Source organism: Corynebacterium sp. 2571A, from assembly GCF_055700935.1.
The window spans coordinates 471,751-495,924 of record NZ_JASTTE010000002.1 but is presented as its reverse complement, the minus strand read 5'-3'; the positions used below and the strand labels follow the sequence as shown (position 1 = coordinate 495,924).

Sequence of the window (24,174 nt, the reverse complement as noted above, 5' to 3'; positions counted from 1 at the left end):
CCCCCGTGTCAGCCGTCAGCCGCTGCTCCAGGGCGGGTCCCAGGTGACTTTGCCGTGTCTTCGGTTGACTCTTCCGTGTCTGGGGTAGGCGGGGTCGTCGTCGTTCCAGGAGTTGTGGAACTCGCACAACAGTGTCAGGTTTTCTTGGTTGGTCTCACCGCCGCCTGCCCAGGGGTGGATGTGGTGGACCTGGCACTCATCCGCCGGCTTCCTACAGTTTGGCCAGGCACAGGTCGTGGTCTCGGCTTTGGCCATGTCCTTCTGCTTGGGCGAGGCATGCCGTTGGTAGCGGTACTGGTTGACCGGCCCGCGCCTCGGATCCACCAGGGTGGCCAGGCCGGCGTCCAGCAGGCATTGGCGGACGTAGTCGGCACCGGTCATGGTGGTGCCGTTGCTTAGCTGCACGGTGATGTCCTCCCCGTCGCCGGCAAGGATGCGCACCCAGTCCGGCAGGGAGATGACCACGTGGGTGGTCTTGGGTTGTTTTTCTAGCCCGCCGCTGAACAAGGCTTCCACGTCGGGGATGGTCTTAATGCTGGCCCAGAGGTTTTCCACCAACTCGGGGTCCCCGGTGATGGAGAAGGTGCTGGGTCCGTCTTTGCGGCGGGTGACTTTTACGCCTTCGGCGGGTGGGGCCGGGCGGTTGAGTTCCAAGACTTTTTGGTTGGCCAGTCGGCGGAGTTGTTTGGTGGTGCCGGGGGTGTTGCACAGTTCGATGAGCATGGCCCAGGCGTCGCCCTGGTGGCGTACCCGGCGGAAGGCATTGTCCAACACTAAGAGGGTGTCGAGGTGGTGGCCGGATTCGGCGGCGGCTCGGCGGGCGGCGGCTTGTTTGCGCGTATAGGACGTTTTCCCGAAGAAGGTTTGGCACGCGCGAAAGTGCGCGGCGGCGGCGACGTCGGACATGACAGCCTTCAAAGCGGGCAGGCTGAGCTGGCGGCACAGGTCCAGGTAGCTGATCCCGTCCGCGAAGATGGCGTGCGCTGCTTTGAGTGTGTCCATGGCTGTCGTTGTCATGACTCACACGCTAGAAGCCCCTGACAACCCCTACAAGGGCCGAAGACCCGATCTGTGGATAACTCGGGGCAATATAACCGCCCTGCGCAAACTATCCACAGGCCGAAAACGGCCGTTTTTGCGGCGCCACCTGCCCAAAGGCCGAAAAATGGAGCAATGTGCCCAAGTAGGCATCGTTAGGCATAATTAGGCGCACAAAGGCCCCCGCACGCGGCGGGGGCTGTGGAAAACTTAACTGCTAGAACAGCTCGCGCGACGCGATTTCCGCGCCCTCGACCAGCGACTGCAGCTTCGCCCACGCGATCTGGTGGTGCAGGCGCCCACCCAGACCGCAGTCCGTGGAGGCGACGACCTTGTCCGGGCCAACCTGCTCGGCGTACTTGATGATACGGTCAGCCACCAGGCGCGGGTGCTCGACGGCGTTGGTGGAGTGTGAGACCACGCCCGGGTAGATGACCGTGCCCTCGGGCAGCTCGTGGTCCTGCCAGACGCGCCACTCGTGGGCGTGGCGCGGGGACGCACCTTCGAAGGAGAAGCCGCCGACCTTGGCCTGCAGGATCTCGTCAATGATGTCCGCGAACGGAACGTCGGTCACGTGCGGGCCGTGCCAGGAACCCCAGCAGATGTGCAGGCGGGTCTTTTCGACGGGCAGGTCGCGGATGGCATCGTTGAGCACGTTGATGCGGTCCCGCACGAAGCCGCGGAAGTCCTCCACGGACGGCTCCGGGTTGATCTGGTCCCAGGCCTCGGCCAGGTCGGGGGCGTCGAACTGGACGGTGAAGCCGGCGTCGGTAATCGCCTTGTACTCGTGGCTCAGCGCCTCGCCGCAGGCCCGCACGACGTCGAACTCGTCGTCGTAGTACTTGTTCTTCAGGCGGGCGGCCGACCCCGGGGACAAAGCGGCGACGAAGCCCTCGGTGGCGCCGGCTTTGTCCATGGCCTGGCGCAGCAGCTTCACGTCAGCCTCAACCTGGTCCTGGCCGATGTAGGTAATCGGGCCGGTGAACTCCGGGTTGCCCACCTTGGAGCGGCCGGTGAAAATGCCGGACTCCGGGTCCTCGTAGGCCTCGGAGAACAGCGCGCGGTCGCGGCGGTCCGGGAAGGAGGTCAGGCGCGGGTTGCCCGGGGTGGAGCGCACGACCTCGTCGTTGGCCCAGCGGTCGGTGTCGGTCATGGTGAGCCCGCCCAGGCGGGTAAAGGAGTAGTTCCACCAGGCGCCGTAATCGACGGCGCCGGAGGTGATGTGCCCGTACTCCCCCTCGTTAATGATGTCGAGGCCCAGGTCGACCTGGCGCTTGACCACCTCGTCGACGGAACGCTCCAGGATGGCGTGGAATTCCTCGTCGTTGAGCGCGCCCTGGGCCCGCTGGTGGTTGGCCTCCAGCAGTTCCGGGGTGCGCGGCAGCGAGCCGACGTGGGTAGTGCGAATCTTGTTGGCCATGGGAGGCTCTCCTTTGTTCCTAGTAGACTGTGCTGTCTACATTAACCGAGGATGGCCTGCGCCCCGACGTTTTTATTCACCCTGCCCGGCTAGCCGAGGATGCCGGCGCCCATCGTCGCCTTCAAATCCCCCATCAGGTTGCCGGAGCGCTCCACGCGCAGATCCTCGCCCAGAATCATCATGGTGGACTCGTCGCCGCACGTCAGCGTCAGGTAGACGTCGGACTCGCCGCGGTTGTTGCTCAGCACCTGCTTGAGCTTGGCGATGTTGTCCATGGTGCACTGGTCGGTGCGCATCGTTAGCCGCAGCGGTAGGCCGGCGCCGTTGCCGGGGCCCAGGTCGGGCACGCGGATGTCGTTGCAGAACAGGGACATGCGCTCGTCCCGGATCTTGACCTGGACCTTGGCCAGGATGATGTTGTCCTCCACGATCTGCGGAGCGACCAAGGAGTAGACCTTGTTGAAGACCAGGATTTCCACCTGCGCGCCGTGGTGGTCCTCCACCGTGACGATGGCCCAGGGCGAGCCGTCCTTCTTGGAGAAGCGCCGGTCCACACCCGAGATGATGCCGCCGATGAGCAGCTCCTGCTTGTCGCGGACCTCCCCGGCCAGGATCTTGGGCAGCGGGGTGTCGGTCTGCGCGTCGAGGGCCTCCTCGAAGCCGTCCAGCGGGTGGCCGGAGACGTACAGGCCCAGCATCTCGCGCTCCAGCGCCAGCTCGTGCTTGCGCTCCCAGTGCTCGTCCGGGACCTCGATGGCGAAGGCGTTGGCGGTCTCGGAGTCGTCGCCGCCAAAGCCCGCGAACAGGTCGAACTGGCCCTTGTCCGCGGCCTTCTTGGTGGTCTGCACCGAGTCCACCGCGTCCTCCTGGATGAGCATCAGGCCCTTGCGGGGGTGCCCCAGGGAGTCGAAGGCGCCGGCCTTGATGAGCGACTCGGTCACGCGCTTGGAGCACGCGGCCAGCTCAATCTTGTCCAGGTAGTCGGAGAAGCTGGTAAACGCGCCCTTGTCGCGGCGGGTGGAAATCAAAGACTCCACCACGTCCGCGCCGACGTTGCGGATGGCCCCCATGCCGAAGCGGATGTCCTCGCCGACTGCCTGGAAGTCGACGTCGGACTCGTTGACGTCCGGCGGCAGCACCTTGATGCCCAGGTGGCGGCAGTCGGACAGGTAGATGGCGGACTTGTCCTTCTTGTCGCCGACCGAGGTGAGCAGCGCCGCCATGTATTCCGGCGCGTAGTAGGCCTTCAGGTAGGCGGTCCAGAAGGAAACCAGCCCGTAGCCGGCGGCGTGGGACTTGTTGAACGCGTACGACGCGAAGGGCTCGATGGTGCCCCAGAGGGCATCGACGGCGTCCTTGGAGTAGCCGTTGTCGAACATACCGCCCGAGAACTTCTCGTACTGCTGGGCGAGCACCTCGGGCTTCTTCTTACCCATGGCCTTACGGAAGCCGTCTGCCTCGCCGGCCGTGTAGTTGGCTACCTTCTGGGAGATACGCATGATCTGCTCCTGGTAGACGATGAGGCCGTAGGTCTCGTCCAGGATCTCCTTCAGCGGTTCTGCCAGCTCGGGGTGGATCGGGGTGATTTCCTTGCGCCCGTTCTTGCGGTCGGCGTAATCCCAGTGGGCGTTAACACCCATCGGGCCCGGACGGTAGAGCGCCAACGATGCCACGATGTCCTTGAAGCCCGTCGGCTTCATGCGCTTGAGCAGCTCCTGCATGCCGCCGGAGTCCAGCTGGAACACGCCCAGGGTCTCGCCGCGGGAAAGCAGGTCGTAGACGCGGCTGACGGCCGGATCGTCGGCGTGCAGGTCCTCCAGGTGGATCTCTTCGCCGCGGTTTTTGCGAATGTTTTCTAGGGCGTCGCCGATGACGGTGAGGTTGCGCAGGCCCAGAAAGTCCATCTTCAGCAGGCCGATGGCCTCGCAGGCCGGGTAGTCCCAGCCGGTGATGATGGCGCCGTCGGCGGGCCGCTTCCACATCGGGATGTGGTCCATCAGGCGCACCGAGGCCATAATCACCGCGCAGGCGTGGACGCCGGCCTGGCGGACCACGCCCTCCAGGCCGCGGGCGGTGTCGTAGATCTGGCGGACGGTCGGGTCGGATTCGACCATGTTGCGCACCTCGGCGGCCTCGGAGTAGCGCTCGTGCTCCGGGTCGGTGATGCCGGCCAGCGGGATGTCCTTGGCCATGATCGCCGGCGGCAGGGCCGCGTTGATGCGGTCGGCCATCTGGAAGCCCTCCTGCCCGAAGTGCACCTTCGCGGAGTCCTTGATGGCCTGCTTGGTCTTGACCGTGCCGAAGGTGATCACCTGGGCGATCTTGTCCTCACCCCAGCGCTCGGCGGCGTAGGTGATCATCTCGCCGCGGCGGCGGTCGTCGAAGTCGATATCGATATCGGGCGCGGACGGGCGCTCCGGGTTGAGGAAGCGCTCGAAGAGCAGGTCGTGCTCGATGGGGTCGATATTGGTAATGGTCAGCGCGTAGGCGACCAGGGCGCCGGCGGCAGAGCCACGGCCCGGCCCGACGCGGATGCCCACCGACCGGGCGTGCTTGATCAGCTCGGCCACGATGAGGAAGTAGGACGGGTAGCCCTTCATGTCGATGACCGAGATCTCGTACTCGGCGCGCTTGATGTAGTCGTCCGGCACCTCCGAGTCGGGGAAGCGCGCCTTGAGCCCCTCCATGACCTCGTGGGTCAGCCAGGAGGTCGGGCTGTAGCCCTCCGGCACGTCCGCGATCGGCATGCGGTCGTGGGTGTGTTCCTCCCAGACCTTGCTGTAGTCGCCGACGCGCTCGGCGATCCACAAGGTATTGTCGCAGCCGTCCGGGACCATCTCGTCCCAGATCTCGCGCATCTGCTGCGCGGACTTGATGTAGTAGCCCGAGCCGCCGAACTTGAAGCGGTCCGGGTCGTTAAGCGTCTTGCCGGTCTGCACGCACAGCATGGCCTCGTGGTTGGGGGCCTGGGATTCCAGCACGTAGTGGCAGTCGTTGGTTACCAGCGGCGGCAGGTCCAGGCGGCGGCCGATTTCCAGCAGGGCGTCGCGGGTGCGCTTTTCGATGTCCAGCCCGTGGTCCATCAGCTCCAGGAAGTAGTTGTCCTTGCCGTAGATGTCCTGCCACATCGCGGCGGCCTCCAGCGCCTCGTCGAACTGGCCCAGACGCAGGCGCGTCTGCACGTCCCCCGAGGGGCAGCCGGTGGTGGCGATGATGCCGTCGGCGTGCTCGGCGATGAGCTCGGCGTCCATGCGCGGCCACTTGCCCAGCTGGCCCTCGTAGGAGGCCAGCGACGACAGCTTGAACAGGTTCTGCAGGCCGGTGGCGTTCTCGGCCAGCATGGTCTGGTGGAGGTAGGCGCCGGAGGCGGAGACGTCGTCGCGCTTTTGGTCCGGGTTGCCCCACAGCTGGCGCTTCTTGTTAAAGCGGGACCCCGGCGCCATGTAGGCCTCGATGCCGATGATCGGCTTAATACCCGCCCCCGTCATGCGGCGGTAGAAGGCGTCGGAGCCGAACATGTTGCCGTGGTCGGTCATGCCCACGGCCGGCATCTGCTGCCGGCCGACCTCCTCTGCCAGCAGATCCACCTTGGCCATGCCGTCCAGCATGGAAAACTCGGTGTGGTTATGCAGGTGGACGAAGGAGGAGTTTTTGACCATGCCGGCTATTCTAGCCGGTGCGTCAAGGCAGCCTTAAAGCCGTGGAAGGGGTACCTTTTAAGCCAATGCTGTATACACTCGCCGCCTACCTGATGTGGGGATTCTTCCCCGCTTTCTTTCCGCTCCTGCTGCCCGCCGACCCGCTGGAGATCCTCGCCCACCGCGTGGTGTGGACCGCCGTGCTGGTCGGGGCTTACCTCCTGGCCACCGGCGGCTGGCGGGAGCTGCAAGCCTTCAGCCTGCGCACCTGGGGCTGGATGGCCGCCTGCGGCGTGGCGATCACCATCAACTGGGGTGTGTACGTCGTGGCGATTAACACCAACCACGTCGCCGATGCCGCCCTGGGCTATTTCATCAACCCGCTGGTGGCGGTCTGCCTGGGCATCATCTTCCTGAAGGAGCAGCTGCGCCGCGGCCAGCTGGCGGCGGTTCTCATTGCCGCGGTGGCGGTGCTCTGGCTGACCTTCATGACGGGCCAGACGCCGTATATCTCGCTGGCACTGGCGCTCAGCTTCGGTATCTACGGACTGCTCAAGAAGAAGATCTCAGTCTCCTCGACCGGCTCCGTGGCCGCGGAGACCCTGGTCATGGTCCCGCTGGCGCTGGGCTACCTCATCTACCTAGAGGCCGGCGGCCAGGGCACCTTTTTCAACCAGGGCCCGCTGCACCCGTTGCTGCTCATTAGCGCCGGCCTGGTTACCGCGCTGCCGCTTCTGTGCTTCGCCCAGGGCGCCAAGCACCTGCCGCTGGCGACGATCGGCATGCTGCAGTACATCACCCCGACCATGCAGATGCTCTGGGCGCTGTTTGTCACCCAGGAGCACATGCCCCCGGAGCGCTGGGTGGGCTTCATTATCATCTGGGTGGCCGTGGCGGTCTACCTCATCGACCTGCTGCGCCACCGGCCTCGCGCGGGCAGGGCGGGGACTAGAGGGCGCCCGGCGGGCGAATAGCGAAGCTGCCCCAGGCGGCATCGGCGGGCGCGGGTTCCACGGCGGCCACCTGGCCCTCCCCGGCGATGTCCCGCAGGACCCGACCCGAGTCCCAGACCACCACCGCGCTCAGCTCGCGCGGGACCTCGACCCGGCCGATTCCCTCCAGCCCCGCCTGGGTCTGATCCAGCGCGGCGTCAAAGACGTCCGCCCGGGTAGCCCCGGCGACCGGCTCCGGCAGGGCGATGGGCTCGGACGCGCCCACCAGCAGGGCGTTGACGCGGCCGGCCGGCTCCACGACGTCAGCGGCCTCCTGCGGGGAAAGCGCGGACTGGAAGGTCACGAGCGCGTAGGTAGAGGTGGCATCGTCGGCCTCCGCCAGCCGGCCGGCCGCCCGTGCAGTGTAAGCGCCCTGGTCTTCGCCCGCCTCCGGGCCGAGCTGGTCGCCCTGCAGCGGCGCGGTAGGCTGCGCGCCGCAGGCCCCGGCCGCCCAGACCACCCCGACCGCGGCGACGCCGACGACCGCCCAGCCGCGGCCATTCATCCGCGCACCACGTCGAGGGCGTGGGCCAGATCATCCGGGTACGGCGCGGTGATCTCCATCCAGCGTCCGCTGACCGGGTGGTAGAAGCCCAGCTTGACCGCGTGCAGCCACTGGCGGATGAGCCCCAGGCGCTGCGCGAGATTGGGATCGGAGCCGTACATGGGATCCCCGCAGCACGGGTGCCCGGTGGCGGACATGTGCACGCGGATCTGGTGCGTGCGGCCGGTCTCCAGGTGGACCTCCAGCAGGCTGGCCTCGCGGAAGGCCTCCATGAGCTGGTAGTGGGTCACGGCCGGCTTGCCGTCCTCGGTGACGGCGAATTTCCAGCCGGCGGACGGGTGCCGGCCGATGGGCGCGTCGATGGTGCCCTCGATGGGATCGGGCAGGCCCTGGACCAGCGCGTGGTAGGTCTTTTTCACCGTGCGCTCCTTGAAGGCGCGCTTGAGCACCGAGTAGCCGCGCTCGCTGGCGGCGACCACCATCACGCCGGAGGTGCCCACGTCCAGGCGCTGGACGATGCCCTTGCGCTCCGGCGGCCCCGAGGTAGAAATCCGGAACCCAGCCGCGGCCAGGCCCCCGACGACGGTGGGCCCGTCCCAGCCGACGGTGGGGTGGGCGGCCACGCCCACGGGCTTGTGCACGGCGATGACGTCGTCATCGGAGTAGAGGATGTCCATGCCCTCGACCAATTCCTCGGTGGGCATCAGCGGCTTGGGCGGCTCCGGCATGGTCACGTCCAGCCAGGCGCCCTCCAGCAGGCGGTCGGACTTGCTCTGCGGCTTGCCGTCGACGGTGACGTCGCCGTCGGCGCACAGCTGCGCGGCCGTGGCCCGGGAGAAGCCGAGCAGCTTGGATAGGGCGGCATCGACCCGCATGCCGGCGAGTCCTTCGGGGACGGGCAGCGTTCTACTCTCCCTGTGCACGGGCTTGGCTCCTTTCCTCTAGGAACATGGCGACGATGAAGACGACCACCCCGATGGTGATGGACGCGTCGGCGATGTTGAACACGGCGAACGATCCCACGGAGATAAAGTCCACGACGTGGCCGAACCAGAAGCCCGGTTCGCGGGCGATACGGTCGATGAAATTGCCCAGGGCGCCGCCGGCGATCATCGCCAGCCCGACGGCCTGGCCGGGGTCTTTGATCCGCGGGGCGGCGATGGCCACACCCACGACGAAGGCCAGCTGGATGGTGGTAAATAGCCAGGTGGACCCCTCCCCGCCCATGGAGAAGGCGGCCCCGGGGTTGAAGACGAGGAAGAACCGGAACCAGTCCCCGATGACGGCGACGGCTTCGCCTTCGTCGAGCCACGCCAGCATGACCGCCTTGGTCACCTGGTCGAGGACTGCCACCGCCACCACGATGGTGGCCATTAATCCGAGATTTCTCCTTTTAGTTGGGCTCACCCGGTCCATTGTAAACGTAACGATCCGGTAATTTGGAATACGTGTTTCGTGTTAAAGCTATCCCCGCTGTCCTAGTCACCTCCCTGCTGCTGGCCGGCTGCAACTACCAAGCCCCCGGCCCGGCCGTGGAGCAGCCCGTGGGCATGGCTGTCGATGCCCCACGGGTCACCGTCGAATCCACCGGCCAGGGCGACAAACAGGTGCTCGCCTTCGCCGATATCGACTCCGAGCAGGAGCTCAACCTGGATATCACGGAGGGCTTCCAGCAGGACGTCCTGCGGGCCGATGCCGCGGCCGACTTCCGCGCCGAGGACATCGACACCGCCACCACGCACCTGCCGCTGAAAGGCTCCGTGGAGGAAGCCTCCGAGGCCACCGAGGGCCAGGCACCCGCCACCCGGAATGCCTTCTTCACCGTGGGCGAGCCCGGCTTCGACGGCGATTCCGATATCTCCTCGGCCGAAGGCTTCCAGTTCGGCTGGCGCGCCGAGGACAACGGGCAGATGTCCTCGCTGCGCCTGGCCGCGCCGCAGGAATCCACGGATACCGCGCGGGCCATCGCCGAGCAGGCCATCACCAAGCTGACGGCCCTGCCCGTGGTCTTCCCGGACGAGGAGATTGGCCCCGGCGCGACCTGGACCGTGGAGTCGCGCGTGCCGGGCGAGGCGGTGTTGCTGCAGGAGACGACCTACACGCTGGAATCGCTTAAAGATGGGCGCGCCGAGCTGGGCGTGGAGATCCACCAGCGCCCGTCGCTGGGCGCGCTGTCCCTGGACGGCCAGGCGGAAGGAACCGACTTGGAGGGCCAGGAGCTGAAGGTGCTGGATTCGAGCACTAACAGCACGGGATCGCTGACCGTGGACCTGGGCAAGCCCCTGCCCGTGGCCGGCAACGTCAGCATGCATACCAAGATCACCTACGGCACCCCGGAGTCCGAGGTCCGCGTGGTCCAGACCTCGGCCACCGCGCTGGACTTTTCCTAGAACCCCGGCTCCGCACAGCACGAGACCCTCCCGGCCGCTAGGGCGGGGAGGGTCTTCGGCTCAGTAGTTGCGCGGCGGCGGGCGGGCTTACTGCTCGCTGACGGCGCCGTCGTTGTTTTCGACGCTGCCGTCGGTGCACATGGCCGGCACCTGCTCCGGGGCGACGGTGTTGGTAATCAGGGTGCAGGCCCAGGACTGGGACAGCTTCCACTTACCGTCTTCGTAGACGAACTCGACGTTGTCGGCGGTCTGGCCGGGTTCTTCCGGGACGCTGAAGTTGACGGTGGCCAGCACCGACTGCGGGGCGTAGCCCGGCAGAACCGGGTCGACGACCTCGAAGGTAGCGCCGGTCTCGGCCTTGGAGGCGGCCATGGTCTCGAAGAGCTCGGGGGCGGTCTCCCCGCCCTGGACGGTGGCAACCTTATCTTCCTCGGAGGCGGCCGGGTCCGTGGCGGTGGCCAGGACGGCGTTGAGGTCCGCGGCGGTCGGCTGCTCCGGGGTCGCGCTGTCACCCTCGGCTCCGGCGGAGCCGTCAGTGCCCTCGGCGGATTCCGCCTGGGTGGTCGCGGCGGAATCGGTGGCGTTGTTCTCTTCCTCGTCGGAAGAGCAGGCGGCCAGCGCCAGCCCGGCGGCCGTGGCGAGTGCCGCGGCGGAAATCCGACGACCAAGTTGAGCGTTAATCACGAAAAAGATCTCCTTGCATAGGGTCCAGCGCGCGGTCTTGCAGAGCGCGCCTGTCAGCCTTAATTATGCTACCGGCTTTGCCGCCACCTGCGAAACACGCGCGCCGGAGCTATCAGCCAATTCCCAAACTCCCCCACGCTTGACGCAGCCCCTAAAGGTTATGCTGGAGCGCATGAATTCCACCTCCGCGTCCCCGACCATCGTCGTCCTGGCCACCGGCGGGACCATAGCCTGCACGAAGGATGATTCCGGCGCGCTGGTGCCCACCCGCCAGGCCGCGGACCTGGTGCGGGGGCTTGCGCACCCGCTGCCCGTCCGCGCCGTGGACTACTTGCAACTGGATTCCTCCGCCATCACGCCGGCCGACCTGGACGGGCTGCTAGCCGAGGTCCGCGGGCTGCTGGCCGATCCCGCCACCGCGGGCGTGGTGATAACTCACGGCACCGATTCGCTGGAGGAAACGGCCATGGCCCTGGCCTGCCAGCTAGCGCCTGCCAAGCCCGTGGTGCTTACCGGCGCCCAGCGCGCCGCCGACCACCCGGAGCCCGACGGGCCGGGCAACCTGCAGCTGGCCCTGGACACCGCCTGCCGCCACGCGGGCGCTGCCACCGACGGGGCGTGGGTCTGCTTCGGCGGGCAGACGCTGCCGGCGGCGGGCGTGCGCAAGCGGCATACCAGCCAGCTCGACGCCTTCGAGTCGCTCGAGGTACCAGACGCGCTTTCTGCCCGCTTCCCGCTGCCGGCGGGCGCGCTGGATACCGCCCCGGTTGCCACCCTCGCGGCCTACCCGGGCGCCGGGCGCGAGCTTGTCGATGCCGCCGTGGCCAGCGGAGCCCGCGGCATCGTCGTCGCGGCCATGGGCTCGGGCAACATGTCCCCCGCGATGGGCCAGGCCCTGGGCGAGGCGCTGCGGGCCGGGACCAGCGTGGTGATTTCGACCCGCTCGCCCTACGGCGCGGTGCGGCTGGCCTACGGCGGTGACGGCGGGGGCGCATCGTTGGGCGCGGCGGGAGCCTTGGGCGCGGGACCGCTGCGCCCGGGGCAGGCCCGGATCCTGCTGGCGGCCTGCCTGGCCGGCGGGGTGGACCCGGCCGAGGTCTTTAGTTTCTAGTCCTCGTCCAGCCCGGCGAGGTCATCCTCGCGGGCTAGGAACCACTCGTCCCAGGCCAGCGAGTCCAGCGGATCGGCGGCCACCAGGTCCGGGTCGTCGTCGGGAAGCGACTTGGTGCGCCCGGGGCCGGTAGCGCGCGTTTCGAAGCGCACGCTGACCACCCCATGTCCCGCCCCCTGGATCCAGCCGTGTCCGTAGTCCGGGTGGTAGACGTCTTGGGTGGCCACCCACTGGCTATCCGGGGTATCGGCGACATCGACGGCCACGGGGCCCGTATCCACCGTGTGATCGGCCACGCCAGTCTCGAAGTCGCTATCCGGCGGGACGGGCCTGACGATCTCGCGGTCGAGCTCCGGGAAGAGCACGTCCTGCCGGGCGGTTTCCAGCCCGGAATAGCCCACGCCGACCAAGCGGATGGGGCCCAACTCCGCGGGGTAGCGCGCCAGCTTGAACGCCGCGGCGCGCAGGGTCTCGAAGTCGTCGGTAGCGTACGGCAGGGTCGCCGAGCGCGACTCGATGTGAAAGTCCGCCATCCGCAGCTTGACCGTGACGGTGCGCGCTCCCCGCCCGTCCTTGAGCAGGCGGACGTGCGCGCCCTCGGCGGCGCGGTCGATAGCCGCGTCCACCTCCGCCTCCGTTATCAGATCCTTCGGGTAGGTGTGCTCGGCGGAGATCGACTTGGAGATGGCCCGCGGGGCGACCTCGCGCGGGTCGATGCCGCGCGCCATCTCCCACAGCTGGCCGCCAACCACGGAGCCGACCGAGATCTCCACTTCGCGCTTGCTCAGGCTGGCCAAGTCGCCGATGGTCTTAATCCCAATCGAGTGCAGCTTCTGCGCGGTCACCGGGCCCACTCCCCACAGCTTGGCCACGTCCAGCGGGTGGAGGAAGTCCAGCTGCTTGTCCGCGGGAATGACGAAGGTGCCGTCCGGCTTGGCCTCGACCGAGCCGATCTTGGCGAACTGCTTGCCCGTGCCCGCTCCGATGGAGCACGGCAGGCCGGTCTCGGCGCGGATGGCCGCGCGCAGCTCCTCGGCCCAGTCGAAGACGGTCTTCGCGGAGGCGCCCTGCAGCTCGGCCGGCTCCATGAAGCCTTCGTCGATGGACAGCTGCTCGATGAGCCCGACGCGGGAGGAAATCAGTTCAAAGACGCGCCGGGAGGCGGCCTGGTAGACCACGCGCCGGGGGCGGACCACGACGGCGCGGGCGCTGACCAGTTGCTGGGCGCGGTACATGGGCATCGCCGAGTGGGCGCCGAAGGCGCGGGCCTCGTAGCTCGCCCCGGCGACCACGCCGCGGCCGCCGAGGCCGCCGACGAGAACGGGGCGCCCGCGCAGGGTGGGCCGGGTCAGCTGCTCGACGGAGGCGAAAAACGCGTCCATATCGATGTGGAGAACCCAGCGCTGCATACCCCCGATCTTAACCCGGCGCTTGCCTGCCGACCCAACTTGGATCCATGATGTATCCATGTTGCATACAAAGACCGAGCACCCCTCCCCGCCCGCGGCGGAACGGGCCTACGCCTACCTCAAGGAACGAATTATCGACGGCACCGTGCCCGGATCGACCATGCTGAGCGAGGGCGAAGTGGCCCAGGAGCTCGGCTGCAGCCGCACTCCCGTCCGCGAAGCCTTCCTCCGTCTAGAGGTCGAAGGCTTCTTGCAGCTCTACCCCAAGCGCGGCGCCCTGGTGGTGCCGCTGACCGCCCGGGACATCCGCGAGGTCTACGAGGCCCGCGAGCTGGTGGACCGCTTCTCCGCCGAGCATATCTGCGGGCTTTCCGACAGCGAGCGGCACGTCATCGGCAGCGTGCTGGAGGCCATCATCGCCGAACAGGACGAAGCTCTGGCGGCCGAAGACCTGGCCGAATACACCCGGCTGGACGCCAAGTTCCACCAGACCATCATGGACAACGGCGGCAACCGCTTCCTGTCCCAGCTCGGCCACAGCCTGCGCGAGCAGCAGCAGCGCTTTACCGCCACGGCGGTCGGGCGCAGCCCGGCGCGCGCCCGCCGCTTCGTCGACGGCCACCGCCAGCTCACCCGCGCCCTTAACGACGGCGACTTCGAGGCTTACAGCCACGCCTTATCCGAACACCTCACCCACTCCCGAAATCAGTTATGACCACTACCGTTACCGAACGCATCCCCTCCGTCAAGTCCTATCCCTCCCACGCCTGGTGGCCGGTGGCCGGCACCATGGTCGCCGTCGCCTGGGGCGGCAACGAGTTCACCCCGCTGCTGGTGATGTACCGCGAGGTCTCCAGCTTCAGCCAGGTCACCGTCAACGGCCTGCTCGCCGCCTACGTGGTGGGCATTATCCCCGCCCTGCTCATCGGCGGGCCGCTGTCCGATCTCATCGGCCGCAAGCCCACGTTGCTGCCGGCCGCTCCCCTGTCCCTGTTCGGTTCCTTCCTGCTGTCGGTGGCCCCGAACGAGCCGCTGATTATCGCCAGCGGGCGCGTGCTCTGCGGGATGGCGCTGGGCCTGGTCATGGCGGTCGGGTCCACCTGGATCACCGAGCTCGAGCCCCGCGGCGGCGCCCGCAAGGCCTCACTGTGCCTGACCGTCGGCTTCCTCGTCGGCGCCGGCCTCGCCTCGGTGCTCGCGCAGTGGGGCCCGTGGCCCACCCACCTGGCGTATGTCATCCACATCGTGCTCACCCTGGCCACCGGCTGGTGGCTGGGCCACGCCCCGGAGACCCGGCAGCCCATGCGCGGGTCCATCAAGCGCACGGTGCTGGAGCTGACCATCGGCGACATGCTGGCCATGCTGCGCATCCCGGCCGCCGCCCACCGCCGCTTTTTGCGCGTGGTGGTCCCCGTCGCCCCGTGGGTCTTCGGCTGCGCCGGCGCGGCCTATGCTCTGTTGCCCCAGCTGCTCTCCCGCTCAGCCGGGGACGTCCCCATCGCCTTTTCCGGCCTGATGACGGTCATCACCCTGGGCTGCGGCGTGGGCGTGCAGATGCTCGGCCAGGTCATTGACACCCACCGCTCGGCGCGCGCCTCGGCTATCGCCATGGCGGTTATCACCTGCGGCACCCTGCTGGGGGCCGCCGCCGCGCACACCCTGTCGCTGCCGCTGGGAATTCTCGCCGCGGCCACGATGGGCGCCGGCTACGGCCTGGCCCTGGTGGCCGGCCTGTCCGAGGTCCAGCGGATTGCCGGCGAGCGGGAGCTGGCCGGCCTGACCGCCGTCTACTACTGCATCGCCTACCTCGGGTTCTTCATCCCGATGGCGTTCTCGGCGCTGGCGCCGTATATCGGCTTTACCAGCCTGTTTTCCGTCGGCGCGGTGCTCGCGCTGTTCTGCCTGGGCAACGTGTCCCTGGCCTGGCGCAAGCACCTGCCGGGCGCGAATTAATTCTTCGCGACGGTGGCAGTAACTCCCGCCACCACCTGGTGCACGCCCTCGCTATCAGCGGGGGCGTTTGTGCTGACCTGGAAGTCCGTGGCCAGCACCTCGCCCGCGATGTGCTCGGCGTGGCGACGAGCCCAGTCTTCCTTCTCCGCCGGCACGTAGAGCACCGCGGAAATCCGGTCGCTGACCTCGAACCCGGAGGCCTTGCGGGCATCCTGCAGGCCGCGGATAACGTCCGCGGCCCAGCCCTCGGCCTCCAGCTCTTCGGTGACGTTGGTGTCCAGCACCACCAGCCCGTCGACGCCGTCGATGCGGGCCGTCGAGTCCGGATCCGCCGCCTGCAGGCGCTCGGTGTACTCGTCGGCGTGCAGGGTGATGTCGCCGTCGACGACGACCTCCTCGCCCTGGCGCTCGTAGTTGCCCGCCTTCAGGTTCTTGATCGCGCGCTGGACGTCCTTGCCCAGGCGCGGGCCGGCGACCTTCGCGTTGCAGACGACTTCGAAGCGGCCGGCGGAATCCACGTCCTCGGTCAGCTCGACCTCCTTGACGTTGACCTCGTCGCGGATGATGCCCGCGAAGTCCGCCAGCTTATCCGCGCCGGCCATGGCCACGGTCAGCTTCGGCAGCGGCAGGCGGTTGCGCAGCTTGTTGGACTTGCGCACCGAGGACGCCGCCGAGGCCACCGCGCGGGTGGCGTCCATGGCGGAGACCAGGGCATCGTCAGCCGGGTAGTCCGCCGGATCCGGGAAGCTGGTCAGGTGGACGGAACGCTCACCGGTCAGGCCGCGGTAGATGACCTCGCTGATGTGCGGCAGCAGCGGAGCGAAGACGCGGGCCACGGTCTCCAGCACCGTGTAGAGGGTGTTGAAGGCCTCCGGGTGCTCCGCGTCGCCGGACCAGAAGCGGTCGCGGGAGCGGCGCACATACCAGTTGGTCAGCACGTCCGCGAACAGGCGCGCCTCCTCGGTGGCCGTGGCGATGTCGGTATTCGCCAGGGCGGCATCGACGTTTTTGACCAGGTCGTGCGTCTTGGCCAGGATGTAGCGGTCCAGCACGTTGGTCGACGAGGTGTCGAAGTGCGCCTCCTGGCCGGCGTAGAGCTGCAGGAAGGAGTAGGCGTTCCAGATGGGCAGCAACGCCTGGCGCACGCCGTCGCGGATGCCCTGCTCGGTCACGATGAGGTTGCCGCCGCGCAGGATCGGGCTGGACATGAGGAACCAGCGCATGGCGTCCGAGCCGTCGCGGTCGAAGACCTCGTTGACGTCCGGGTAGTTGCCCTTGGACTTGGACATCTTCAGCCCGTCGTTGCCCAGGACGATGCCGTGGGCGACGACCTTCTTGTACGCCGGGCGGTCGAACAGCGCGGTGGACAAAACGTGCATGACGTAGAACCAGCCGCGGGTCTGGCCGGAGTACTCGACGATGAAGTCCGACGGCGAGTGGGTCTCGAACCAGTCCTTGTTCTCGAACGGGTAGTGCTTCTGAGCAAACGGCATGGAGCCGGACTCGAACCAGCAGTCCAGCACGTCCGGCACGCGGCGCATGGTGGACTTGCCCGTCGGATCGTCCGGGTTCGGGCGGGTCAGCTCGTCGATGTACGGGCGGTGCAGCGAGGTCGGGCGCACGCCGAAGTCGCGCTCCAGCTCGTCGAGCGAGCCGTAGACGTCCATGCGCGGGTACTCCTCGGAGTCGGAGACCCACACCGGGATCGGCGCGCCCCAGTAGCGCGAGCGGGAGATGTTCCAGTCGCGGGCGCCCTCTAGCCACTTGCCAAACTGGCCGTCGCGGATATGACCCGGCATCCACTCGATCTCGTTGTGGTTGAGCTCGACCATGCGATCGCGAAACTCGGTGACCTTGACGAACCAGGACGGCATCGCCTTGTAGATGAGCGGCTCGCCGGAGCGCCACGAGTGCGGGTAGGAGTGCTCGATGGTCTGGTGGCGCACCACGCGGCCCGCGGCCTTCAGATCGCGGATGATGTCCTTGTTGGCGTCGAAGACCAGCTGGCCCTCGTAGTCCGGCGCCTGGGAGGTGAACTTGCCGTCGTCGTCGACGGGGATGACCAGCTCGATGTCGTGGGCGGCGCAGGTGTTCATATCGTCCTCACCAAAGGCCGGGGCCTGGTGGACCACACCGGTGCCGTCCTCGGTGGTGACGTAGTCGGCAGACAGCACCTGGAAGCCGTTGCGCATGTCGGCGAAGTAATCGAAGATCGGCTGGTATTTGAAGCCGGTCAGCTCCGCGCCGGTGAAGGTCTTGACGACCTCGGCGTTATCGCCCAGCTCCTTGGCATACGCCGCGCGCAGCCCGTCGGCGAGCACGAACAGCCGGCCGGCGAACTCGCCGTCGCCGCCCACGCGCACCAGGGCGTAAGTGACCTCCGGGTGCACGGCCAGGGCGGAGTTAGACGGCAGGGTCCACGGGGTGGTGGTCCAGGCCAGGAAGGAGGCATCGGCCAGCTCCGGGTTGGCCTGCAGCGTCTCCTCCGCGGCCGAGCCGGCCAGCGCGCCGGTGACCGGGAAGGTCACGGTCAGCGTCGGATCCTGGCGCATCTTGTAGGAATCATCCAGGCGGGTCTCCTGGTTCGACAGCGGGGTGTGCTCGGCCCAGGAGTACGGCAGCACGCGGAAGCCCTGGTAGATAAGCCCCTTGTCGTAGAGCTCCTTGAAGGCCCACATGACCGACTCCATGAAGTCCAGGTCCATGGTCTTGTAGCCGTGGTCAAAGTCCACCCAGCGGGCCTGGCGGGTGACGTAGTCCTTCCACTCGTCCGCGTAGCGCAGCACCGAGGACGCGCAGTACTCGTTAAAGCGTTCGAGGCCCATTTCCTCGATCTGGCCCTTGTCGGTGATGCCCAGCTGCTTTTCGGCCTCCAGCTCCGCCGGCAGGCCGTGGCAGTCCCAGCCGAAAACGCGGGGGACGTAGTTGCCCGCCATGGTGCGATAGCGCGGGACGATGTCCTTGACGTAGCCGGTCAGAAGGTGACCGTAGTGCGGCAGGCCGTTAGCAAAAGGCGGGCCGTCGTAGAAGATGTATTCCGGCTTATCCTGGGTCTGATCCAACGAGGCCTGGAAGGTCCCGTCCTGCTTCCAGTAGTCCTGGACGACCTCTTCCATATCCGGGAAGCGGCTGGAATCGCCGGTCATATCGACCTTGGGGTACACGCCGCCGACATTGGGGCTGTGGTGGTTCACGGTATTGCTCCATCCTTCACGCGCGGTAATTAAACACTGCGCGGGGACGCCCGTTATGAGCGCGGTACCACCCCGCTTGGAGCCCACATGGCGCTCCCGCTTCGTTGGTCGTGAAGGAGTTGACGGTCCCACCCGCCCGGTTCTAATAAGCGCTGCTCAGATAACGTAAAAAGCAGCGCCGTTCTTCCGGAATACTCCCCGGTGATTGCCGGATCATCGTATATAAGCCCTTAGTATAGCCGCCCGAGCGCCGGCTGAGCCAGTCCCGGCGGCAATTCCTTTGCGCACCAGGCCAGCCGGCGAGGACGGGACAGCTAGGACTGGTGGGCCGCGTCCTGCGGCTGCGAGCTAGGCGGGGTCCGGTCCCCGCGGTGCTTGGCGAAGGCGTCGATTATAACCAGGATGATGCCGGCGGCTGCGGCGACGAAAACCACCACGAGCGACCAGGTGGCCGCGGACAGCAGGTAGTTGACGAAGGCGATGAAAGCGATGAACGCTAAGACCAAGGCAGCAATCAGCATGGAAAATGACGCCCTTTCTCGCAGATGCGTATCAAACTGGCTTATGCATTAAACCTACACCAAAGCCCCCGTCGCGCACGGTTATGACCGTGGGCGTCCGGGGGCGTGCGGTAGCGCGGGGATAACGAGCTTCCTCCCCTAGCGAGGTCTTAGGAGTTGGACTCGCCGTTCGGGGCGGCGGAGCCGCGGGTCTCGAGCTCCTCCAGCTGGGACTCCAGCAGGGTCTTCAGGCGGGTGCGGTACTCGCGCTCGAAGGTGCGCAGCTCGGAGATGCGGGTCTCCAGGGCGGTCTGCTGCTGCTTGACCGTATTCATGATCTCGGTGTGCTTCTTCTCAGCGTCAGCCTGCAGGGCCGCTGCCTTCTCCTCGGCCTGGCGGATCTGGGCCTCGGCGCGGGAGTTAGCCTCGGACTCGGTCTGCTTGGCGCGCTGCTGGGCCTCGGCGACCTGGGCGTCGGCCTTCTTCTGGGCCTCGTCCAGCTGGGTGCGGGACTTGGTGTCGGCGTCGGACAGCTGCTTCTCGGCGGCGGTGCGCGCGTCGGTCAGCATGGACTCGGACTCGGCCTTGGCCTCGTTGGTCAGGCGGTCGGCCATCTCCTGGGCCAGGCCCAACACGCGGGCGGCCTGCATGTGGGTCTCCGGGGTAGCCAGGCCGTTGGCGTCCGCGGTGGCGGCAGCCGCCGGGGTCTCCTTGGCGGTGGAAGCGGAAGCGGAGGAAGCGGAAACGTCCGCGACCTTCTTCTGCAGCTCCTGGTTTTCCTTCTTGGCAGCCTCCAGGTCGCGGCGAGCCTTGTCCAGGTCCTGCTTGGCCTTGGTGGCCTCGTCCTGGGCGGCCTTCAGCTCCTTGGAGTCGGCGCTGGACTTGCCAGCGGCAGCGGAAGCCTGCTCCTTCTTGGCGTTCTGCGCGGCCTCAGCCTTGGCGTCGGCCAGCTTCTTCTCGTATTCCTTGTCGAGCTGGGAGCGCAGGTCTGCCTCGATCTCCTTGCGGAGAGCGGCCTCGTCGACCGAAGAGGTAGCGGACGCCGCGGAAGCGGTGGCGGCGCCGGAGCCGGACTGCAGGCTGTTGACCTGCGACTGCAGGTCGTCATTCTCGTCCTGCAGCTGGGCAAGGGCGTCTTCAACCAGGTCGAGGAACTGGTCGACCTCGTCCTCGTTGTAGCCACGCTTGCCAATCGGCGGCTTGCTGAACGCGACGTTGTGTACATCAGCTGGTGACAGCGGCATTGACTTCTCTTCCCCTTCAAGTCGGTGCAACCCCGGAGGTTTCCGGAGCCAATAGAAGATATGAATCAAGCTACGAGCCTACACTCGTCGCCCAACCCAAGGTTTTCTAATCGGACAATAATACGATTCTTCGTTTCATTGTAACCAAAAAGACACAGTAACGGACGATTACTCAAGTCTCAATATTAAGCCGAGGTTGACGATTTTGCACTTTCGTTTACCTCTGCCCCGCTAGTGCCCGTCCGTTACCCGTGTGTTCTAGCCCGCCGGCGGCCGGCTAGATCACGGAAACTAGACCATCGTGGCGATGACGATATTCATCAGGATGGCCAGGATGATGAACAGGACGATGATTGACATGTCTAGCGCTACCCCGCCCAGCCGCAGCGGCGGAATGAGTTTGCGCAGGGCTTTTACGGGCGGATCTGTGACCGCAAACAGCGGCTCGGCGCACATCATGAACCAGCGCGGCGGGTTGAACTGCCGGGAAAAGGACTGGATCATCTCGATGATGATGCGCACGATTAGCGCTAGGGAAAAGATCCGGAGCACGGCGTACAGAATAATTCCTAATTGACTCACCCCATCGACCCTATCCGAACTACCCCCACCTTTGGGGAATTACCCGGCAAGCCACGAAAAATCCCCGGGTGCCCTCACCGGGTTAACCGGTGGGCGAAGCCCGGGGAACAAAAAGCCGTGACGCGCTTAGCGCAGCTGGGCGGCGCGCTCCAGCTCCAGGGTGGAGATGTTGGCGCGCTCCGGCACGATGGCGAACACGCGGCGGTCGGTGTCCAGCCCCTTGGTCAGGTCGACCATGCGGCCGCGCAGCGCGAAGCAAAGACCGGCGGCGAAGTCGATGAAGCGCTTGGCGGCGGACTTCTCGGCGTCGGTCAGCTCGAAGACGACGGCGTCGCCGTCGCGGAAGGGCTCGCCGATCTTCGGGGCGTCGTTGTAGGTGGTCAGGGAAATCGGCACGATGGTCGGCGCGAACTCCGGCTCGGCCGGGGTGCGCTCGTAGCTCGGGCGCGGCTGGTAGGCCGCGGAGCCGGCGGTGGCGTAGCGAGCGTCGTCCTCGTAGTAGGCGTCGTCGTGGTCCATGTCCATCGGCTGCAGGCCGAAGAACTCCTTCGTGCGATCAATAAATGACATATGTGGTCTCCCTCTGACCCGAAATGTACAAGTGCGGTCTGATATGCGTCTTTGCGTTGGTTTTTAACCTACTGGCCGCGTGCCCATGATGCCGGTTCCGACACGCACGATATCCGTGCCGGCAAAAATTGCCTCGCGCAGATCCGTGCTCATCCCGGCCGACAGCTCGAGCGCTTGGCCGAGCTTCTCCCCCAGCTCGTCGGCCAGCTGGCGCGCGGAGGCAAAGACCTCTGCCGCGTCCGCCTCCACGGGCGGGACAACCATGATGCCGCGCAGGTCCAGGTTGTCCAAATCCTCGACCACCCGCAGCAGGTCTTCGGCCGTGTCCCAGGCCGCGCCCCCGCGGGACGGATCCGAGTCGTAGGACAGCTGCACGTAGACCGGCAGGTTCTCGCTGCGCTGGCCGCGCTCGCGGGCCAGCTCCACCCCGCGGTCGAGGGCGTGGGCGAGTTTTTCGGAATCCAGCGAGTGCACGCTGTGTGCCCAGCGGGCCACGTGGTTGGCCTTCTTGGTCTGGATCTGGCCGATCATATGGAAGCGCATCTCGGGCAGATGCTCGGCCTTGGCGCGGGCTTCCTGCTCGCGGTTTTCGGCGACGTCGGTCACGCCCAGCTGGCTAAGCAGCGCGATGTCCTCGGCCGGGTGGAACTTGGTCACCGGCAGCAGGCGCGGCGCCGGGCGGCCGGCTTCGGCGGCCAGCCCGGCAATCTGCTCGCGGGTGCGGGCCAGTCCGCGCTCCAACTCGGCGAGCCGGGCCTGGTCGCGGCCCTGGTCTGCCGTGTCCTGCTGGCGGTCCTGCGGGGTAGTCTTATCGGTCATTGTCGGTCTGCTCCTCCAACCAGATGAGTCCTGCCTGCCGGCCGGTCGTCCCCTCCCGGCGGTAGGAAAAGAAAGTGGTGTCCTCGATAGTGCAGCGCGGATCCGCCTGGATGGCGGTAACGCCCAGGCCCATCAGCTGCCGGATGAGTCCGGCGCGCACGTCGATGCCCGGGGTGCCCTTCTCGGTCGTCGTCCGCGAGCCGGGCAGGTGGGCCTCGACGTCGGCGGCCATCTCGGCGGGCACCTCGTAGTGCCGTCCGCTGGCGGCCGGGCCCAGCAGCACCTGCAGGCGCTCCGGGCGCGCGCCAAGATCGCACATCGCCTCCACGGTCGCCGGCACGATCCCGTTGCGCGCGCCTAAGCGCCCGGCGTGGGCGGCGGCGACCACGCGGGCTTCCGGGTCGGCCAGCAGCACCGGGGTGCAGTCGGCGACCAGCACGCCCAGGGCGAGGCCCTCGGTGGCGGTGACCAGGGCATCGGTAGCCTCCACGGGCGCAGACCGCGGGCCGTCGACGACGGTGACGTTATTGGTGTGGAGCTGCTCCATCCAGACGATCTCGTCTAGGCGCAGCAGCTCGCGCAGGCGCTGCCGGTTCGCCGCGACCGCCGCCGGGTCGTCGCCCACGTGCTCAGCCAGGTTGAAAGACTCGTACGGGGACGCCGAAGCCCCTCCCGAGCGGGCCGTAAAGACCATCCGGAAGGGGCGTTTCAGGCGGGCGGGGCGGGTGGTGCGTGCTTCCTCGTTTACTGGCATGCACTCCAGACTAGCGCGCGCGGGGACTCAATTAGCGCAAGAAGTCCGGCACGTCCAGGTCATCGTCGCCGCGGTTGTCGCGCTCGTCGCGGTAGCTCGGGCGGTAGTCCCCCCGCGGGGCCTCCCGGTCGAAGCGCTCGCGGGTGGTAAACAGCCCGCCGTCGCCGCGGGAATCGCCGGCGCGGCGCTGCGGCTCGGACTCGCGCGGGCTGTAGCCCTCGCGCTCGTCGTGGCGCAGCTGGTGGCGCGGCTCGTAGCCGCCGCGCGGCTCCTCGGCCGGCTCCGGCTCGGTGGCGCGGTCGCGGTTTTCGAACAGCGAACCCGAACGCTGCTGCTGGGGCTGCTGCGGGTGGGCCTCGCCAGCCGGCTTATCGGTAGCGTTCTTCTCGGCGTCGAAACCGGTGGCGATGATGGTCACGCGGACCTCGTCGCCCAGATTGTCGTCGATGATGGTGCCGAAAATCAGGTTGACGTCCGGGTCGGCCTTCTCCTCGACCATGGAGGAGGCCTCGTAGACCTCCTGCAGGCCCAGGTCGGAGCCGCCGGCCACGGACAGCAGCACGCCCTTGGCGCCTTCCATGGTGGACTCCAGCAGCGGGGAGTTGATGGCCTGCTCGGCCGCGGTCATGACCCGGTTGTCGCCGCGGGCAGAACCCACACCCATCAGGGCGGAGCCGGCGTCGGCCATGACGGAGCGAACGTCGGCAAAGTCGACGTTGATCATGCCCGGGATGAGGATCAGGTTGGAGATACCCTGAACACCGTTGTGAAGGACCTCGTCGGCGGCGCGGAAGGCTTCCATCATGGACAGGTTTTCGTCGCCCAGCTGCAGCAGGCGGTCGTTCGGGATGACAATCAAGGTGTCGCAGACCTCGCGGAGCTGCTCGATGCCCTCCAGGGCCTGGCGGGTACGGCGGGCGCCCTCGAACTTGAAGGGCTTGGTGACGACACCGACAGTCAGCGCGCCCTGCTTCTTGGCGATGGAGGCCACGACCGGGGCGGCGCCGGTGCCGGTGCCGCCGCCCTCGCCGGCGGTGACGAAGACCATGTCGGCGCCGTTGAGGGCGTCCTCGATCTCGGACTTGTTGTCCTCGGCGGAGGTGCGGCCGACCTCCGGGTTGGCGCCGGCGCCCAGGCCGCGGGTGGCCTCGCGGCCGATATCCAGTTTGAAGTCGGCGTCGGAGAAGATCAGCGCCTGGGAGTCCGTGTTAATTGCCACGAACTCGACGCCCTTGAGGCCTTCTTCGATCATGCGGTTGACGGCGTTGACGCCGCCGCCGCCGACGCCGACGACCTTGATTTCCGCCAAATTGTTGTTCGGTGTGCTCATGAGAGGTGGTCAAACCTTTCGGGATTTGTTGGTAAATAAAC

21 protein-coding genes are annotated in these 24,174 nt (G+C 67.1%); 5 read left to right on the top strand and 16 right to left on the bottom strand.

The genetic code is table 11. The features are described from left to right. Positions 1-15: 15 nt before the first annotated feature. From QQS53_RS05715 to dnaE, 3 genes are all read right to left on the bottom strand, one after another. The gene (locus tag QQS53_RS05715) at positions 16-1,017 is read right to left on the bottom strand and encodes an HNH endonuclease signature motif containing protein (RefSeq protein ID WP_472774928.1); all 1,002 of its coding nucleotides are present in this window, start codon (positions 1,015-1,017) and stop codon (positions 16-18) included. Positions 1,018-1,255: 238 nt separating this feature from the next. Then, positions 1,256-2,458: a cobalamin-independent methionine synthase II family protein gene (locus QQS53_RS05710; protein WP_472774927.1), complete on the bottom strand. Its 1,203-nt coding sequence runs from the start codon at positions 2,456-2,458 to the stop codon at positions 1,256-1,258. Positions 2,459-2,547: 89 nt separating this feature from the next. Further along, positions 2,548-6,117: a DNA polymerase III subunit alpha gene (gene dnaE / locus QQS53_RS05705; protein ID WP_472774926.1), complete on the bottom strand. Its 3,570-nt coding sequence runs from the start codon at positions 6,115-6,117 to the stop codon at positions 2,548-2,550. Between the two features lie 65 nt (positions 6,118-6,182). On the opposite strand from dnaE, the gene rarD reads away from it, so the two are divergent. Beyond that, positions 6,183-7,070, top strand: coding sequence for an EamA family transporter RarD (rarD, locus tag QQS53_RS05700; RefSeq protein ID WP_472774925.1), 888 nt, complete (start codon positions 6,183-6,185; stop codon positions 7,068-7,070). On the opposite strand, the gene QQS53_RS05695 is transcribed toward rarD, so the two are convergent. Genes QQS53_RS05695 through lspA form a run of 3 tightly spaced genes read right to left on the bottom strand, consistent with a single transcriptional unit; the run spans position 7,045 to position 9,009 of the window. After that, on the bottom strand, positions 7,045-7,593 hold the full coding sequence (locus QQS53_RS05695) for a hypothetical protein (protein WP_472774924.1): 549 nt from the start codon (positions 7,591-7,593) through the stop codon (positions 7,045-7,047). The two genes, rarD and QQS53_RS05695, sit on opposite strands and share 26 nt — an antisense overlap. Beyond that, positions 7,590-8,516, bottom strand: coding sequence for an RluA family pseudouridine synthase (locus QQS53_RS05690; RefSeq protein ID WP_472774923.1), 927 nt, complete (start codon positions 8,514-8,516; stop codon positions 7,590-7,592). The genes QQS53_RS05695 and QQS53_RS05690 overlap by 4 nt, the downstream gene beginning before the upstream one ends. Continuing rightward, positions 8,500-9,009 (bottom strand): signal peptidase II, encoded by a 510-nt coding sequence (gene lspA / locus QQS53_RS05685; RefSeq protein ID WP_472774922.1) that lies wholly within the window; start codon positions 9,007-9,009, stop codon positions 8,500-8,502. Before lspA ends, QQS53_RS05690 begins: the two co-directional genes overlap by 17 nt. Before the next feature lie 32 nt (positions 9,010-9,041). Between lspA and QQS53_RS05680 the strand changes: the two genes are divergently transcribed. After that, a complete protein-coding gene (locus tag QQS53_RS05680; protein ID WP_472774921.1) occupies positions 9,042-9,983 on the top strand; it encodes a hypothetical protein in 942 nt (313 codons plus the stop codon). 87 nt (positions 9,984-10,070) lie between these two features. Here QQS53_RS05680 and QQS53_RS05675 read toward each other — a convergent pair whose 3' ends face one another. After that, positions 10,071-10,667, bottom strand: a complete 597-nt coding sequence (locus QQS53_RS05675; RefSeq protein WP_246819217.1) for a WKL family lipoprotein — start codon at positions 10,665-10,667, stop codon at positions 10,071-10,073. Between the two features lie 172 nt (positions 10,668-10,839). On the opposite strand from QQS53_RS05675, the gene QQS53_RS05670 reads away from it, so the two are divergent. Next, positions 10,840-11,778: an asparaginase gene (locus QQS53_RS05670; protein WP_472774920.1), complete on the top strand. Its 939-nt coding sequence runs from the start codon at positions 10,840-10,842 to the stop codon at positions 11,776-11,778. On the opposite strand, the gene QQS53_RS05665 is transcribed toward QQS53_RS05670, so the two are convergent. Beyond that, on the bottom strand, positions 11,775-13,187 hold the full coding sequence (locus tag QQS53_RS05665; protein WP_472774919.1) for a DNA polymerase IV: 1,413 nt from the start codon (positions 13,185-13,187) through the stop codon (positions 11,775-11,777). The genes QQS53_RS05670 and QQS53_RS05665 overlap by 4 nt on opposite strands. A gap of 58 nt (positions 13,188-13,245) precedes the next feature. Here QQS53_RS05665 and QQS53_RS05660 point away from each other — a divergent pair, with 58 nt between their 5' ends. Then, positions 13,246-13,902: a GntR family transcriptional regulator gene (locus QQS53_RS05660; RefSeq protein ID WP_472774918.1), complete on the top strand. Its 657-nt coding sequence runs from the start codon at positions 13,246-13,248 to the stop codon at positions 13,900-13,902. After that, positions 13,899-15,140 carry an MFS transporter gene (locus tag QQS53_RS05655; RefSeq protein ID WP_472774917.1) on the top strand — a complete coding sequence of 414 codons (1,242 nt, stop codon included), beginning with the start codon at positions 13,899-13,901 and terminating at the stop codon, positions 15,138-15,140. The genes QQS53_RS05660 and QQS53_RS05655 overlap by 4 nt, the downstream gene beginning before the upstream one ends. Here QQS53_RS05655 and ileS read toward each other — a convergent pair. From ileS to ftsZ, 8 genes are all read right to left on the bottom strand, one after another. Beyond that, positions 15,137-18,286, bottom strand: a complete 3,150-nt coding sequence (gene ileS / locus QQS53_RS05650) for an isoleucine--tRNA ligase (RefSeq protein ID WP_472775059.1) — start codon at positions 18,284-18,286, stop codon at positions 15,137-15,139. The genes QQS53_RS05655 and ileS overlap by 4 nt on opposite strands. A 362-nt stretch (positions 18,287-18,648) precedes the next feature. After that, positions 18,649-18,855 carry a hypothetical protein gene (locus QQS53_RS05645; RefSeq protein WP_290222428.1) on the bottom strand — a complete coding sequence of 69 codons (207 nt, stop codon included), beginning with the start codon at positions 18,853-18,855 and terminating at the stop codon, positions 18,649-18,651. A gap of 149 nt (positions 18,856-19,004) precedes the next feature. Continuing rightward, the gene (locus QQS53_RS05640; protein WP_472774916.1) at positions 19,005-20,078 is read right to left on the bottom strand and encodes a DivIVA domain-containing protein; all 1,074 of its coding nucleotides are present in this window, start codon (positions 20,076-20,078) and stop codon (positions 19,005-19,007) included. Between the two features lie 291 nt (positions 20,079-20,369). Continuing rightward, positions 20,370-20,660 carry a YggT family protein gene (locus tag QQS53_RS05635; protein ID WP_070768273.1) on the bottom strand — a complete coding sequence of 97 codons (291 nt, stop codon included), beginning with the start codon at positions 20,658-20,660 and terminating at the stop codon, positions 20,370-20,372. Between the two features lie 126 nt (positions 20,661-20,786). Next, on the bottom strand, positions 20,787-21,230 hold the full coding sequence (locus QQS53_RS05630) for a cell division protein SepF (RefSeq protein ID WP_472774915.1): 444 nt from the start codon (positions 21,228-21,230) through the stop codon (positions 20,787-20,789). Positions 21,231-21,293: 63 nt separating this feature from the next. Further along, a complete protein-coding gene (locus tag QQS53_RS05625) occupies positions 21,294-22,049 on the bottom strand; it encodes a YggS family pyridoxal phosphate-dependent enzyme (protein WP_472774914.1) in 756 nt (251 codons plus the stop codon). Further along, a complete protein-coding gene (pgeF, locus tag QQS53_RS05620) occupies positions 22,039-22,803 on the bottom strand; it encodes a peptidoglycan editing factor PgeF (protein WP_472774913.1) in 765 nt (254 codons plus the stop codon). The genes QQS53_RS05625 and pgeF overlap by 11 nt, the downstream gene beginning before the upstream one ends. A 31-nt stretch (positions 22,804-22,834) precedes the next feature. After that, positions 22,835-24,133: a cell division protein FtsZ gene (gene ftsZ / locus QQS53_RS05615; RefSeq protein WP_472774912.1), complete on the bottom strand. Its 1,299-nt coding sequence runs from the start codon at positions 24,131-24,133 to the stop codon at positions 22,835-22,837. Between the last annotated feature and the right edge of the window lie 41 nt (positions 24,134-24,174).